This window comes from Enterobacter vonholyi (genome assembly GCF_040834095.1).
Lineage (GTDB): Bacteria > Pseudomonadota > Gammaproteobacteria > Enterobacterales > Enterobacteriaceae > Enterobacter > Enterobacter vonholyi.
This window is the reverse complement of record NZ_CP162152.1, coordinates 2170895-2185940: the sequence shown is the minus strand read 5'-3', so window position 1 is coordinate 2185940 and position 15046 is coordinate 2170895. Positions and strand designations below refer to the sequence as shown.

Below are 15046 nucleotides of genomic sequence, written 5' to 3'. Positions count from 1 at the left end.
TCAACATAGCGCAGGCCTGCCAGGGTGCTTCATAGTATTAACTTATCGCTGCGACCTGTTAACGCAAAAATACACGCCCTTTCAGATACAGGGTGGCCTGACCGCCTATCAGCACGCGGTCGCCCTTCAGCTCGCAGCGCAGATCTCCGCCACGGTGTGACACCTGGCGGGCATTGAGCGACGTTTTGCCCAGCTTTTCGCTCCAGTAAGGGATCAGCATGCTGTGGGCAGATCCGGTGACCGGGTCTTCCGGCACCCCTTCGCCCGGGCAGAAGAAGCGGCTGACGAAGTCATATTCTTCTCCCGGCGCCGTCACGCAGACCATTTTATCCAGCGGAAGCAGCGCCCCAATATCCGGCGTTAACGCTTCCACCTGCTGCTGGCTCTCCAGCACCACCAGGTAATCACGTCCGACGCGCACCTCTTTTGCCTCAGTGATGCCCAGCGCGCTAAACAGCAGCGCAGGTGGGTTCTCGACAACCTCCGTTGACCACGCCGGGAAGTTCAGCGTCAGCCAGTCGCCGCTGCGTTTCACCGTCAGCTCGCCCACGAAGCGGGTGGTGAAGGTGATTTCAGTATGCGGATAGTCGAGGTATTCGAAAATAACGTGCGATGCGGCAAGCGTGGCATGGCCGCAGAGGTTAATTTCATCCAGCGTGGTGAACCAGCGCAGCTCAAACCCGCCGTCGGTGCGCACGAAAAAGGCGGTTTCAGACTGGTTATGCTGCTGCGCCATTTTGAGCAGCGTCTCGTCCGGCAGCCACTCTTCCAGAGGACATACCGCTGCCGCGTTGCCGCCAAAGGTTTTGTCGCTGAAGGCATCCACCAGATAAAAATCAATTTCCTGCATTGTCTCTTCCTCTCTTGTTATGGGTATTTAGCGCAGAAAAACTGTGCCTTTCAGATAAAGTGAAGCCTGTCCGCTCATCAGCACGCGCGAGCCTTTCAGCTCACAGCGCACGTCGCCGCCGCGCGCGGAAACCTGACGGGCAAGCATGGCTGTTTTCCCCAGCTGTTCACCCCAGTACGGGATCAGCATCGTGTGCGCGGAGCCGGTGACCGGGTCTTCCGGAACGGAAACGCCGGGGGAGAAAAAGCGGCTGACAAAATCGTATTCCCCCTCGCCGCGCGCCGTCACGCTTACCTTATGCTCGCCCGGCGTCATCGCCGAAAAGTGTGGCGCAAGCGCCTCGACCTGCTGACGATTTTCCAGCACGATCAGCCATGCGCGCCCCTTACGGGCTTCAACGTAGCGGCTGATACCCAGCGCCGAGAGCATCTCCGGCGGAGGTGTCTCTTGATGGGTTGGACATGCCGGGAAGTCCAGCGTCATCCATTCCCCCTCCCGGGTTACCGTCAAGCGGCCAGAGGCGGTGTCAAAGTGGATCCGCGAGTCGGGGTAATCCAGTTCATTAAACAGAACGTACGCAGCGGCAAGGGTGGCGTGGCCGCAGAGATTGACCTCTGTAAGCGTGGTAAACCAGCGTAGCTCAATGCCCCCTTTAGTGCAGACGAAAAAAGCCGTTTCCGACTGATTATGCTGCTGCGCCATCTTCAGCAAGGTCTCATCGGGCAACCATTCCTTGAGCGGACAAACGGCAGCCGGGTTGCCGCCGAACGTGATATCGCTGAACGCATCGATCAGATAAAAATCAATCTCCTGCATTGTCTTACCGCCTGTTTTTATTGTGTTGTTCTTTTATATTCAATGAAAACAGCGTTCCCGGCTACCGCTTTCACAAGGTAAATTTTGAGATCTGCATCACATAATGGTTGAGTTTTCGCCGTTCAACGTTTTAAGATCGTCTCCTCTTCTTTTCAGCAACGAATCTCCGACATCCCTATGACAACGAACACAGTTTCCCGCAGGGTTGCGTGGCTACGCGTGGTCACGCTGGCCATTGCCGCGTTCATTTTTAACACCACAGAATTTGTGCCGGTTGGGCTGTTGTCTGACATCGCTGAAAGTTTTCAGATGGAAACGGCTCAGGTGGGCATTATGTTGACCATCTACGCCTGGGTAGTGGCGCTGATGTCCTTGCCGTTTATGCTGCTGACCAGCCAGATGGAGCGACGCAGGCTGTTGATCGGCCTGTTTGTCTTGTTTATTGCAAGCCACGTACTGTCGTTTATGGCGTGGAATTTTACGGTGCTGGTCATTAGCCGCATCGGCATTGCCTTTGCCCATGCGGTGTTCTGGTCGATCACCGCCTCGCTGGCTATTCGACTCGCACCGGCGGGTAAACGCGCCCAGGCGCTGAGCCTGATAGCCACCGGTACCGCACTGGCGATGGTGCTGGGTCTCCCGATTGGCCGCATCGTGGGGCAATACTTCGGCTGGCGTACCACCTTCTTCGCTATCGGCATGGGCGCGCTGGTGACGCTGGTGTGTCTGATTAAACTTCTGCCCGCGCTGCCGAGCGAACATTCCGGCTCGCTGAAAAGCCTGCCGCTGCTGATGCGTCGCCCTGCGCTGCTGAGTATCTACCTGCTGACCGCCATCGTCGTGACGGCACACTACACGGCGTACAGCTACATTGAACCGTTTGTGCAGGTGGTGGCGGGCTTTAGCGCCAACTTTGCCACCGTATTACTGCTGATCCTCGGCGGCGCGGGCATTATTGGCAGCGTGCTGTTCGGCAAGCTGGGTAACCGGCATGCCTCGACGCTGGTGAGCTGCGCTATTGGTCTGCTGCTGGCCTGCCTGCTGTTGCTGATGCCTGCCGCGGGCAGCGAAAGCCATCTGGCAATCCTCAGCCTGTTTTGGGGCGTGGCGATCATGATTATTGGCCTGGGCATGCAGGTGAAAGTCCTGGCCCTGGCACCGGATGCAACGGATGTCGCCATGTCGCTGTTCTCGGGAATTTTCAATCTCGGCATTGGCGCGGGTGCGCTGGTGGGAAATCAGGTCATACTGCACGTGTCGATGTCGGCGATTGGCTATCTGGGTGCCATTCCGGCACTGGTGGCGCTGATCTGGTCAGTGCTCATCTTCCGTAAGTGGCCGGTGGCGCTGGAGGAACAGGGGCAGCACGGGTAAGGTTTATTTATGCCGGGTAGCGCTGCGCTTACCCGGCAATCACATCAATGATAGGTCTTAATAATCTCCAGCACGCCGTTAATAATAAACTGCACGCCCATACAGACCAGTAAGAAGCCCATCAGACGAGAAATCGCCTCGATACCGCCCTTACCTACCCAGCGCATAATAGCGCCGGAGCTGCGCAGCGACACCCACACGATAAGACCGATAATCGCAAAAATCAGCGGCGGTGCCACCGTCAGCACCCAGTCCGGGAACGTTGCGCTGTCGCGCACCGTCGAAGCGGAACTGATGATCATCGCGATGGTCCCCGGCCCCGCCGTGCTCGGCATGGCAATCGGCACAAAGGCGATATTCGCACTCGGTTCGGTTTCCAGCTCTTCCGATTTGCTGGTCGCTTCCGGCGACTCATGCGCTTTTTGCGCCGGGAACAACATGCGGAAACCAATGAAGGCCACAATCAGCCCACCGGCGATACGCAGGCCAGGGATTGAAATCCCGAAGGTATTCATCACCACCTGTCCGGCGTAATAAGCCACCATCATGATGGCAAACACATACACCGAGGCCATCATCGACTGATGGTTGCGCTCGGCGCTGTTCATGTTCCCTGCCAGCCCGAGGAACAGCGCTACCGTCGTTAACGGGTTAGCCAACGGCAGCAAGACCACCAGCCCAAGGCTGATTGCTTTTATTAAATCCAACATAGTGCGTTGTCGTCCTTATCCATATTTAACACAGCAATTATAGGGGGAAAGTGTGACATTCAGCCATGGGCGCAACGTAACGATTATTTTCCTTCTGAAAAGATAACAGGAAGTTATCTCTATGATTTGAAACACCTTAAAAAAAGTTCATGAAACGTTTTAGCAATTCGTGGCATCGGCTGATTCATTCAGTTGACTTATACTTGCCTGAGCAATAATATCTGCCGTGACTAACTACTTGCCAGGGCAACCATTGTGAAAAGCACCAGTGATATCTTTAACGACGTTGTTCCGCTGGGTCGTCTTATTCATATGGTCAATCAGAAAAAAGATCGCCTGCTCAATGACTACCTGTCACCGCTGGATATCACCGCAACACAGTTCAAAGTGCTGTGTTCCATTCGCTGCGAAGTGTGTATCACGCCGGTTGAGCTCAAAAAGGTGCTCTCTGTCGATCTGGGTGCGTTAACCCGCATGCTCGATCGTCTCGTCTGCAAAGGATGGATAGAACGAAGCCCTAACCCGAATGACAAACGCGGCGTACTGGTGAAGCTAACCAGCGATGGCGCGGCCATGTGCGAGAAATGTCATCAATTAGTAGGACAAACACTGCATCAGGAACTAACAAAAAACTTAACGGCAGATGAAGTGGCAACCCTTGAGCTTCTGCTGAAGAAAATCCTGCCGTAAACAGAAAAAAGAGGTATGACGATGTCCAGACGCAATACTGACGCTATCACCATTCATAGCATTTTGGACTGGATCGAGGATAACCTGGAATCGCCGCTCTCCCTTGAAAAAGTGTCAGAGCGTTCGGGTTACTCCAAATGGCACCTGCAACGGATGTTCAAAAAAGAGACCGGCCATTCATTAGGTCAATATATTCGCAGCCGCAAGCTGACGGAAATTGCCCAGAAACTGAAAGAAAGCAACGAGCCGATCCTTTATCTGGCGGAGCGTTACGGCTTTGAATCGCAGCAAACCCTGACGCGTACTTTCAAAAACTATTTTGACGTGCCGCCTCATAAGTACCGAATCACCAGCGTGCCGGGCGAATCCCGATACCTGTATCCGTTAAAACACTGTAGTTAATTATCGCCTGTAACAGACGTAACCGAGGAAATCATGAAAGCTATCGCCTCCGCCGCCCTCGCCTTGCTGGTGCTGTTCTCCAGCCAGACCTTCGCGGAGCAAACCCCTCGTGCAACGCAGCAAAATAATCCTGATTCGATGATTTTGCCGTCAGCACATGACCAGTCGCCTTATGATTTCAACCACATGGGTGCTGGTAGCGACAAATCCGACGAATTAGGCGTGCCTTATTATAATCAGCACGGCTTCTGATTCGTTTTTGCCCCGCAGACGCGGGGCTTTTTTTATGCCTTTTCGCTTACCCGCGTCGCCCGACGCACCCGCAGACCAAAGACGTTAATATACAGCCCGGCCATGATCAGCACGGCGCCCAACAGCTGCAGCGCGCTCAGCGTTTCATCCAGCAATATCGCCGCACTGGCAAGTCCTACCACCGGCACCAGCAGGGATAACGGCGCGACGCGCCAGGTTTCATAACGCCCCAGCAGCGATCCCCAGATCCCGTAGCCTACAATGGTGGCGACAAAGGCCAGATAGACAAGAGAAAGGCTCGTGGTCATATCAATGTCGACAAGGCTGTTCAGCATCACCGCCGGACCGTCCAGAATGCACGACGCCAGCAGAAACGGGATAACCGGGATCAGCGCACTCCAGACCACCAGCGACATCACCGCCGGGCGCGCCTCGTGCTGCATGATCAGCTTGTTGAAGATATTCCCGCAGGCCCAGCTCAGCCCCGCCGCCAGCGTCAACATAAACCCGAGCAGCGCCACATGCTGACCATTCAGGCTGGCCTCGATCAGCACCAGCACGCCGAACACCGCCAGGGTGATCCCCGCCAGCTGTTTGCCCTGCAGGCGCTCACCAAACACAAACGCCCCGAGAATAATGGTAAAGAACGCCTGCGCCTGTAACACCAGCGAGGCAAGACCCGCCGGCATACCGAACTTGATGGCGCAAAAGAGAAACGCGAACTGGCCAAAGCTAATGGTCAGACCGTAGCCCAGCAGCAGTTTAAAGGGGATCTTTGGACGCGCCACAAAGAAGATGGCCGGAAAAGCGACCAGCATAAAGCGTAAACCGGCCAGCATCATCGGCGGCATGTTGTGCAGCCCCAGCTTAATGACCACAAAATTAAGCCCCCATACTACGACCACCAGCAAAGCCAGCAGCCCGTCTTTACGCGTCATACCCTGCCCCTGAATTATTAATAATTTGTTAACACTTCAAGGTAACAGAAAAAAGCACGCTGCGAGAAGATCATTAATTCTGGCAGGCAGCTGAAGCACTTAGGAATAAATCAGGCGCTATACAAGCCCCTTATGTCATGGTAATCCTGTTAACACACATCTAATAAAAGCATAAGCAACTGTCGGGCAGGAATATGAAACCATCTCTCAGGCGCTCAACCGCAGCGCTGCTGACATCGTCATTGTTGTTAACCATCGGTAGAGGGGCAACGCTGCCGTTCATGACCATTTATCTCACGCGCGTCTACAGCATGAGCGTTGAGAATATTGGTTATGCCCTGACCGTGGCGCTGACCATTGGCGTGGTATTCAGCCTGGGATTTGGCATTCTGGCCGATAAGTTTGATAAAAAACGCTACATGCTGATCGCGATCGTGGCGTTTATCGCCGGCTTTGTGGCGATCCCGCTGGTCAATAACGTCACGCTGGTGGTGCTGTTCTTTGCGCTGATCAACTGCGCCTACTCCGTCTTTTCGACGGTGCTGAAAGCCTGGTTCTCCGACGTGCTCACCTCCAGCCAGAAGGCGCGGGTCTTCTCGCTTAACTACAGCTTCCTGAACATTGGCTGGACGGTCGGCCCGCCGATTGGCACCCTGCTGGTGATGTACAGCCTGCAGCTGCCGTTCTGGCTGGCGGCCTTTTGCGCCGCCCTGCCGCTGGGCTTTATCCATTTCTTTGTACAGAAAAGCGTGGCGTTAGATACCGCAGAGGAGAAGACGCCGTGGCAGCCGTCGGTATTGCTGAAAGACCGCGCGCTGTTCTGGTACACGCTCTCTGGCCTGCTGGCGTCTTACGTGGGCGGGTCTTTCGCGAGCTGTATTTCACAATACGTTCTGGCCGCGCATGCGGACAGTGATTTCGCCGAAAAGGTGGTCGCCGTGGTGTTGCCCGTCAACGCCGCCGTGGTGGTGACGCTGCAATATGCGCTGGGCCGCAAGCTCTCAGCCAGCAATATTCGCCCGCTGATGACCCTCGCCACCCTGTTTTTTATCCTGGGGCTGGGCGGCTTTATGCTCTCCGGGGAAAACCTGGTTTACTGGGGCATCGCTGCCGCCATTTTCACGCTGGGGGAGATTATCTATGCGCCGGGTGAATACATGCTGATCGACAACATTGCCCCACCGGGAATGAAGGCGAGCTATTTCTCCGCCCAGGCGCTGGGCTGGCTCGGCGCGGCGGCAAACCCGATGATCACCGGTATTATCCTGACCAATCTGCCGCACTGGTCCTTGTTTGCGATCATGATGGTCGCCATCGTCATGGCCTGGCTGATGATTCTGCGCGGGATGAGCGTGAAGGCCTGGTGCGAGTCACCCAAAGCGGCGTAGCAAATGTAGGCCGGGTAAGGCAAAGCCGCCACCCGGCAATAAAGCATCAGTGGTGCAACATCTCCTCCACCACCTGCTCTTTGTACATCTCATTCGGATAATAGGTCGGCCAGTTATCCATCTCTTTCAGCAGCGCCTCGTGGGAGGTATTGCCCATGAAAATGTGGAAGTGCGAAGAGGCCTTCGGTCCGATGGTGTGGTCGCTGAACTGCACAAATTTCGGCGCTTTGCTGCTGGCGTCCTTACACTCAAACAGATAGCGAACGCCTTTCTTACCTGACGCGTAGGTCAGAATTTTGTAGCCGCTGTAATCATACTGACAGCGGCTGACCGCTTTGCCCTGATGGAATTCCATCACGTTATTTTCGATGCCGATGGCATCCACGTCCGTCGCATAACCCGTGCGGTAGTAGGCTTTCACCTCGTCAAAGGATTTGCTTTTGTCTTTCTGCGCTTTCTGCTTAAAGACCGGATCCAGCGAACCATCGAGCAGGAACGGATAGACCGACTGCCAGGTCCCGTCCCAGTCAGACAATGCTCTGTCCTTCACGTCCTTATCCTCAAACACGCCGTTCGCCGCCTTCTGTTCCGCTTCGGTCATCTGATGGCCGTGCGAATGAGCAAACAGCTGGCCGCTGACCAGCAGCGCCCCCAGAGTCATGGCAAATTTTCCAATATATTCAGCCAAGATAACATCCTCATTCCATTTTATAAGAATGAGGATGTTATAATATAACATTTCAGATCGCAACCAGGCCGCGAACGCCCTCCTGCTCCATGTTTTCACCCCGCCCGCGCTGAATAATCGTGCCGCGCGACATCAGCAGATAGCTGTCGGCCAGCTCGGCGGCAAAGTCGTAAAACTGCTCCACCAGCAGGATCGCCATGTCGCCTCTGCTTGCCAGAGTACGGATCACGTGGCCGATCTCTTTAATAACGGAAGGCTGTATGCCTTCGGTCGGTTCATCCAGGATCAGCAGCTGCGGACGGCTCGCCAGCGCGCGACCAATCGCCAGCTGCTGCTGTTGCCCGCCGGAGAGATCGCCCCCGCGACGATGCTTCATCTCTTTGAGCACCGGGAACAGCTGCCAGATCTCCTCCGGCACCTGCTTCGCCTCGCGTGCGGAAAATCGCGACAGCCCCATCAGGAGATTTTCCTCTACGCTCAGGCGCGGGAAAATCTCGCGGCCCTGCGGGACATACGCCACGCCAGACTGCACCCGCTGGTGCGGTTTGCTATGGGTGATCGTTTTTCCCTGCCAGATGACCTCCCCGGTTTTGGCCGGGATCAGCCCCATCAGACACTTCAGCAGCGTGGTTTTCCCTACGCCGTTGCGCCCCAGCAGGCAGGTGACTTCGCCGGTAACGGCCTCAAAGCTGACGCCGCGCAGGATATGGCTGCCGCCGTAATATTGATTCAGTTCATTAACCTGTAACATCATCGCTCCTTAACGTCCCAGATAGACCTCAATCACCTGCTCGTTGGCCTGCACCTCGCGAAGTGAACCTTCCGCCAGCACGCGCCCCTGATGCAACACCGTCACGCGATCGGCGATGGTTTCGACAAAGCCCATATCGTGCTCAACAACCATCAGGGAATGCTTGCCTGCCAGCGTTTTGAACAGCTCTGCGGTGTATTCCGTTTCCGCGTCGGTCATCCCGGCTGCGGGTTCATCCAGCAGCAGAAGATGCGGGTCCTGCACCAGCAGCATGCCGATCTCCAGAAACTGCTTTTGTCCATGGGAAAGCAGCCCGGCGCGGCGGTCGCGCTCGGCGGTCAGCCGCAGTAAAACCAGCATCTCATCGATCCGGTCGCGCTGCGCGCCGTTGAGTTTTGCCCGCAGGCTCGCCCAGACGGACTTATCGCTTTTCATCGCGATCTCCAGGTTTTCCCACACCGTCAGCGCCTCAAAGACCGTGGGCTTCTGGAATTTACGCCCGATGCCCTGGCGGGCAATGGCCGCAGGCTCCAGCGCGGTCAGGTCGATGGACTGGTCGTAAATCGCCCTGCCGCTCTCTGGACGCGTTTTGCCGGTGATGACGTCCATCAGCGTGGTTTTACCGGCCCCGTTGGGACCGATCACGCAGCGCAGCTCGCCCACGCCGATATTCAGCGAGAGATCGGTCAGGGCCTGAAAACCGTCAAAATTGACGTTAATCGCCTCAAGCTGCAGGACCGGGTCGGTCTGCTCTCGGTAGCGATCGCCGGGCAGCTGGCGGGTGAATAACCCTTCGGCTGGCTGCATTATTTTTCTCCCTTACGAAACAGTCCGTAGACGCCGCGCGGTAAAAACAGCGTAACGGCGATAAAAATCAGCCCCAGAAACAGCTGCCAGTATTCCGGCATCGCGACGGTGAAGAAACTTTTCGCCCCGTTAACCAGCGCCGCGCCAATCACCGGCCCCACCAGCGTGCCGCGCCCGCCAAGCGCTACCCAGATGGCGGCCTCTATCGAGTTCGTCGGCGACATTTCGCCCGGGTTGATAATGCCCACCTGCGGGACATAGAGCGCCCCCGCCAGACCACACAGTACGGCAGAGAGCGTCCACACCAGCAGCTTGAACCCGCGCGGATCGTAGCCGCAAAACGTCAGCCGGTTTTCGGCGTCGCGAACGGCGGTCAAAATGCGGCCAAACTTGCTCTTCGCCAGCACAAACCCTGTGCCCAGGGCCAGGAGCAGCAACAGCACGGTGGCCAGAAACAGCGCGATACGGGTCGTCGTTTCCGTTACCGAAAACCCGAGCAGCGTGGTGAAGCCGGTAAAGCCGTTATTGCCGCCAAAGCCGGTTTCGTTGCGAAAGAACAACAGCATCCCGGCATAGGTCAGCGCCTGGGTCATGATCGAAAAATAGACCCCTTTGATCTTCGAGCGGAAGGCGAACCAGCCAAACACCAGCGCCAGCAGCCCCGGCACCAGCACAATCAGCACCAGCGCCCAGGCAAAATGCTGGGTTCCCCACCAGAACCACGGCAGCTCGCTCCAGGAAAGAAACGACATAAACGCGGGCAGACCGTCACCCGCGGCCTGGCGCATCAGGTACATGCCCATCGCGTAGCCGCCCAGGGCGAAAAAGATGCCGTGCCCAAGAGAGAGCATCCCGGCGTAGCCCCATACCAGATCCAGCGCCACCGCAACGATGGCATAGCAGAGGATCTTGCCAGTCAGCGTCAGCATCCAGGTTGACAGCGCCAGCGGATGCGTCGCAGGCAGTAAGGCGAAAAACGGCAATATCAGCAAGCACACCACCAGCAGGCTGCCTGCAATCTGCGTTGTGCGTGGCGCTTTGCGCGCCAGCGTTAAGGTCAGCGGCTGGCTCATCAGTCAATCACCCTCCCTTTCAGCGCAAACAGCCCCTGCGGGCGTTTTTGAATAAACAGCACGATCGCCACCAGAATCACGATCTTGCCCAGCACCGCCCCCATCTGGGGTTCAAGGATTTTATTAAAAATCCCCAGACCAAACGCCGCGGCCACGCTGCCTGCCAGCTGGCCTACGCCTCCGAGCACCACCACAAGGAAGGAGTCGATGATATAGCCCTGGCCCAGCTCCGGCCCGACGTTACCGAGCTGCGATAACGCCACGCCGCCTAACCCCGCAATCCCGGAGCCAAGCCCGAACGCCAGCATATCGACGCGACCTGTCGGTACCCCGCAGCAGGCGGCCATGCTGCGGTTCTGCGTCACCGCCCGCACGTTGAGCCCCAGACGGGTTTTATTCAGAATGAGCCAGGTAAAGAACAGCACCAGCAGCACGAAGCCCAGCACCACAATACGGTTCCACGGCAGCGTCAGGTTGGCAAAAACCTGCACCCCGCCGGAGAGCCATGCCGGGTTCGCCACCTCCAGGTTCTGGGCGCCAAAGGTCATGCGCACCAGCTGGATAAGCATCAGGCTGATGCCCCACGTCGCCAGCAGCGTTTCCAGCGGACGACCGTACAGATGACGGATCACCGTGCGCTCCAGCACCATTCCAATGCCCGCCGTCAGGCAGAACGCGACCGGCAAGGCGATAACGGGATAGAGCGCCAGCCACTGGGGCGCAAGCCCGGCCATCGCCTGCTGCACCATCCAGGTGGCATATGCCCCCAGCATCAGCATCTCGCCGTGCGCCATATTAATGACGCCCAGCAGGCCGTAGGTGATAGCCAGCCCCAGCGCGGCCAGCAGCAGCACCGACCCGAGGGAGAGCCCCATAAACGCCTGTCCCAGCAGATCGCCCCACATCAGCCGATGCTGGATCTGGCTAAGACTCTCTTCTGCGGCCGCGCGCACGCCGCCATCCGGCTCAGTGTCTGGCTGGGTAAACGGAGTGAGCCTGGACTGTACGTCCGGATCGTCGGACTGACCTAATAGTTCGACGGCCTTGCGGCGCACCTCTGCCTGCGGGCTTGCCAGCTGGAGGTTCGCGACCGCCAGCAGCAGCGCCTGACGCGCCACGGCGTCCGTTTCATCGTTCACACGTTTTTCCAGAAAAGCGAGCATACCGGGCTGGGCATCGCGCTGCAGCTGACGCGCAGCCGCCCGCCTCTCGGTGACACTGTCACTCACCAGCTGATGGGTGGCGATGGCGGTCGCAGCCAGCACGCGCAGCCGGTTCGTCAGACGAACGGCTTTGGTTGGCGCTTCTGCCGCACGGGCGTCCCCAAGCGACACCATTTGCCCGTTACGCTGCGCAAAGGCGTGCTTTTGACTGTCGGCATACAGGTTTTCCTTCTGCAGGGACTGAAGCAGCGGAAGCCTGGCGGCATCCGGCGCGGCGGCCCACTGCGTCAACAAATCCGCCTGCTGGCTGCGGCTGGCGGCAACAAAAAGATCGGCATCCGATGCCTGCACCATCCCTGGCAGCAGTCCGGAAAGCCATACAAGAGCGATGAACAGGCGCATGGCGTTCATGACGTTTCTCCCTGCGGTGATGGCTTAGTTGCTGGCGGTTTTCATCGGCTGGTCGGGCTTTTTGTCATTTCCGGCGATGAACGGGCTCCAAGGCTGGGCGCGTACCGGCTGTTCCGTCTGCCATACTACGTTGAACTGGCCGTTACCTTCGATTTCACCGATCATGACCGGCTTATGCAGATGATGGTTGGTGGCATCCATGGTGAGCGTAAAGCCTGATGGCGCCTTAAAGGACTGGCCGGCCATCGCCGCACGCACTTTGTCCACATCGGTAGTACCGGCTTTTTCCACCGCCTGCGCCCACATGTGAATGCCCACGTAGGTCGCCTCCATCGGGTCGTTGGTGACTACGGTGTCGGCGTTCGGCAGCTTGTGCGCCTTCGCATAGGCTTTGTAATCCGCCACGAACGCCTGGTTAGTCGGGTTATCGACGGACTCAAAGTAGTTCCAGGCCGCCAGGTTACCCACCAGCGGTTTGGTGTCGATCCCGCGCAGCTCTTCTTCGCCGACGGAGAACGCCACCACCGGCACGTCGGTCGCCTTCAGACCCTGGTTAGCCAGCTCTTTGTAGAACGGCACGTTGGAGTCGCCGTTGATGGTCGACACCACGGCGGTTTTGCCGCCCGCTGAGAATTTTTTGATGTTGGCAACGATGGTCTGGTAGTCGCTGTGGCCAAACGGGGTGTAAACCTCTTCGATATCCTTATCCTCCACCCCTTTCGAATGCAGGAACGCGCGCAGGATCTTGTTGGTGGTGCGCGGATAAACGTAGTCCGTGCCCAGCAGGAAGAAGCGTTTCGCCGCGCCGCCGTCTTCGCTCATCAGGTATTCAACCGCCGGGATGGCCTGCTGGTTCGGCGCCGCGCCGGTATAGAACACGTTTGGCGACATTTCCTCGCCTTCATACTGCACCGGATAGAACAGCAGGCCGTTCAGCTCCTCAAAGACCGGCAGTACGGATTTGCGCGAAACCGAGGTCCAGCAGCCGAATACCACCGCCACTTTATCCTGGCTTAACAGCTGTCGCGCCTTCTCGGCAAACAGCGGCCAGTTTGAGGCCGGATCCACCACTACCGGCTCCAGTTTCTTGCCCAGCACGCCGCCTTTGGCGTTGATCTCATCGATGGTCATCAGGGCGACATCTTTAAGCGGGGTCTCGGAGATAGCCATCGTGCCGGAAAGAGAATGCATGATCCCCACTTTGATGGTATCGGCCGCCTGCACGCCAAAACTCATTCCCATCGCCACGACGGACGCGGATAACGCAAAGGCTTTTAATAAGGTACGACGGTGCATATTTTCACTCCTGAAAAAGAACGCTGTGCGAAAACGTCCGTTACGGCGTGGACGCGGAAATAAATGTGTCAGCGAAGCAGGAGCAAAAAGAATGCCAGAATGGAGATAGCGCTATTTCCGGGAGGGGAGCGCAGGATGTAAAGAGAACGTCTCAGAATGGCACAGCGCTGCACTTTTATAATGCAGCGCTGAGGAGGAAGGTTTTACCAGACTTCGCTGGCGATCTGCGTCACCAGCCGGACTTTGTCCCACTGCTGGGTTTCGCTCAGGCTGTTGCCCTCTTCGGTCGAGGCAAAGCCGCACTGCGGGCTGAGGCAAATTTGCTCTTTCGCCACGTATTTCGCCGCCTCTTCCAGACGGGCTTTGATTCCCTCCGGGTTCTCCAGCTCGCCGTTTTTCGTGGTGATAAGACCCAGCACCACCTGCTGCTTGCCCGGGCGAACAAAGCGCAACGGCGCGAAATCCCCGCTGCGGTCGTTATCGTATTCCAGGAAGAAGGCATCAACGTTGACCGTTCCGAACAGCACTTCCGCCACCGGCTCGTAGCCGCCTTCGGAAATCCAGGTGGAGCGGAAGTTGCCGCGGCAGACGTGCAGCCCGATGGTCAGATCGTCCGGCTTGCCCTCCAGCGCCTTGTTCAGGACGCGGGCATAGATACGTGCAAGCTCATCGGCATCGTCGCCGCGCTCGCGGATCTGACGACGCTGATCGTCCGAACAGAGGTAGGCCCATACGGTATCGTCCAGCTGCAGGTAACGGCAGCCTGCATCATAGAATGCGCGAATCGCGTCGCGCCAGGTGGTCGCCAGATCGTCGAAATAGACGTTCAGGTCCGGATACACCGTCGCATCAATGTCTTTGCGACCGCCGCGGAAATGCAGCACGCTCGGGCTGGGAATGGTCATTTTTGGCTGGGCGTTACCGCTGATGCTTTTCAGATAGCGGAAATCGTCCAGCATCGGGTGCTCGCCAAAGCCCAGTTTGCCGGTGACGCGCACGCCGTGGGCTTTGGTTTGCACGCCGTTAAACTGGATGCCCTGCTGGGAATCGTAACGCTCAACGCCCTGCAGACCGTCGAAGAAGTCGAAGTGCCACCAGGCACGGCGAAACTCACCGTCGGTCACGACATGCAGGCCGCACGCGCACTGCTGCTCAACGACGTGGCGAATGGCTTCGTCCTCCACCGCGCGAAGCTGTCTCGCGTCAATCTCGCCGCTGGCAAATTGCAGGCGAGCCTGCTTGATGGCATCCGGACGTAAAAAACTGCCGACTACGTCGGCGCGGTACGGGGCGTGGTGTCGTTGCATGGAAATCTCCTCAGTCTGCCGGCAATAATTGCCCGCAGTGATAATTCATTATTTGAACTTTTAGACTTCTGGATGTCTAAATGTCCAAAAACAATGTCATACCTCCCCGGTGCCGGCAAACGAGAAAATT

General features: G+C 57.3%; 16 protein-coding genes. 5 read left to right on the top strand and 11 right to left on the bottom strand.

Annotated features, from left to right (window positions below; genetic code table 11):
• Nucleotides 1–58: 58 nt before the first annotated feature.
• Together AB3N39_RS10360 and AB3N39_RS10355 are read right to left on the bottom strand one after the other, a co-directional pair.
• Entirely contained in the window at nt 59–850 is a 792-nt protein-coding gene (locus tag AB3N39_RS10360; RefSeq protein ID WP_111964605.1) for a PhzF family phenazine biosynthesis protein, read from the bottom strand.
• Between the two features lie 27 nt (nt 851–877).
• Nucleotides 878–1666, bottom strand: a complete 789-nt coding sequence (locus AB3N39_RS10355; protein ID WP_127730861.1) for a PhzF family phenazine biosynthesis protein — start codon at nt 1664–1666, stop codon at nt 878–880.
• Nucleotides 1667–1843: 177 nt separating this feature from the next.
• Here AB3N39_RS10355 and AB3N39_RS10350 point away from each other — a divergent pair, with 177 nt between their 5' ends.
• Nucleotides 1844–3040, top strand: a complete 1197-nt coding sequence (locus AB3N39_RS10350) for a sugar transporter (protein ID WP_133294408.1) — start codon at nt 1844–1846, stop codon at nt 3038–3040.
• Between the two features lie 44 nt (nt 3041–3084).
• On the opposite strand, the gene AB3N39_RS10345 is transcribed toward AB3N39_RS10350, so the two are convergent.
• Nucleotides 3085–3750, bottom strand: coding sequence for a MarC family NAAT transporter (locus tag AB3N39_RS10345; RefSeq protein ID WP_032651801.1), 666 nt, complete (start codon nt 3748–3750; stop codon nt 3085–3087).
• A gap of 255 nt (nt 3751–4005) precedes the next feature.
• Between AB3N39_RS10345 and marR the strand changes: the two genes are divergently transcribed.
• From marR to marB, 3 genes are read left to right on the top strand one after another with little or no spacing between them, the layout of a single operon-like run.
• Nucleotides 4006–4440 (top strand): multiple antibiotic resistance transcriptional regulator MarR, encoded by a 435-nt coding sequence (gene marR / locus AB3N39_RS10340; RefSeq protein WP_111964608.1) that lies wholly within the window; start codon nt 4006–4008, stop codon nt 4438–4440.
• A 21-nt stretch (nt 4441–4461) separates the two neighbouring features.
• Nucleotides 4462–4842 carry an MDR efflux pump AcrAB transcriptional activator MarA gene (gene marA / locus AB3N39_RS10335; RefSeq protein ID WP_008502237.1) on the top strand — a complete coding sequence of 127 codons (381 nt, stop codon included), beginning with the start codon at nt 4462–4464 and terminating at the stop codon, nt 4840–4842.
• A 33-nt stretch (nt 4843–4875) separates the two neighbouring features.
• Entirely contained in the window at nt 4876–5094 is a 219-nt protein-coding gene (gene marB, locus AB3N39_RS10330) for a multiple antibiotic resistance protein MarB (protein WP_115875048.1), read from the top strand.
• A gap of 32 nt (nt 5095–5126) precedes the next feature.
• Here the strand turns inward: marB and eamA are convergent, their stop codons facing one another.
• Nucleotides 5127–6032, bottom strand: a complete 906-nt coding sequence (gene eamA, locus AB3N39_RS10325; protein WP_133294407.1) for an O-acetylserine/cysteine exporter — start codon at nt 6030–6032, stop codon at nt 5127–5129.
• 194 nt (nt 6033–6226) lie between these two features.
• Here eamA and ydeE point away from each other — a divergent pair, with 194 nt between their 5' ends.
• Nucleotides 6227–7420, top strand: coding sequence for an efflux MFS transporter YdeE (ydeE, locus tag AB3N39_RS10320; protein WP_133294406.1), 1194 nt, complete (start codon nt 6227–6229; stop codon nt 7418–7420).
• Nucleotides 7421–7466: 46 nt separating this feature from the next.
• Here the strand turns inward: ydeE and zinT are convergent, their stop codons facing one another.
• From zinT to AB3N39_RS10285, 7 genes are all read right to left on the bottom strand, one after another.
• Nucleotides 7467–8108, bottom strand: a complete 642-nt coding sequence (gene zinT, locus AB3N39_RS10315; protein WP_367897294.1) for a metal-binding protein ZinT — start codon at nt 8106–8108, stop codon at nt 7467–7469.
• Nucleotides 8109–8160: 52 nt separating this feature from the next.
• Nucleotides 8161–8859 (bottom strand): urea ABC transporter ATP-binding subunit UrtE, encoded by a 699-nt coding sequence (gene urtE, locus AB3N39_RS10310; protein ID WP_111964612.1) that lies wholly within the window; start codon nt 8857–8859, stop codon nt 8161–8163.
• Between the two features lie 9 nt (nt 8860–8868).
• Nucleotides 8869–9666: an urea ABC transporter ATP-binding protein UrtD gene (gene urtD / locus AB3N39_RS10305; protein WP_252092923.1), complete on the bottom strand. Its 798-nt coding sequence runs from the start codon at nt 9664–9666 to the stop codon at nt 8869–8871.
• Nucleotides 9666–10739 (bottom strand): urea ABC transporter permease subunit UrtC, encoded by a 1074-nt coding sequence (urtC, locus tag AB3N39_RS10300; protein ID WP_271367863.1) that lies wholly within the window; start codon nt 10737–10739, stop codon nt 9666–9668. Before urtC ends, urtD begins: the two co-directional genes overlap by 1 nt.
• A complete protein-coding gene (gene urtB, locus AB3N39_RS10295; protein WP_367897293.1) occupies nt 10739–12313 on the bottom strand; it encodes an urea ABC transporter permease subunit UrtB in 1575 nt (524 codons plus the stop codon). The genes urtC and urtB overlap by 1 nt, the downstream gene beginning before the upstream one ends.
• Nucleotides 12314–12337: 24 nt before the next feature.
• Entirely contained in the window at nt 12338–13609 is a 1272-nt protein-coding gene (urtA, locus tag AB3N39_RS10290) for an urea ABC transporter substrate-binding protein (protein WP_047958573.1), read from the bottom strand.
• Between the two features lie 203 nt (nt 13610–13812).
• Complete coding sequence (locus tag AB3N39_RS10285) at nt 13813–14916, bottom strand: cobalamin-independent methionine synthase II family protein (RefSeq protein ID WP_111964617.1); 1104 nt, start codon at nt 14914–14916, stop codon at nt 13813–13815.
• Nucleotides 14917–15046 lie beyond the last annotated feature (130 nt).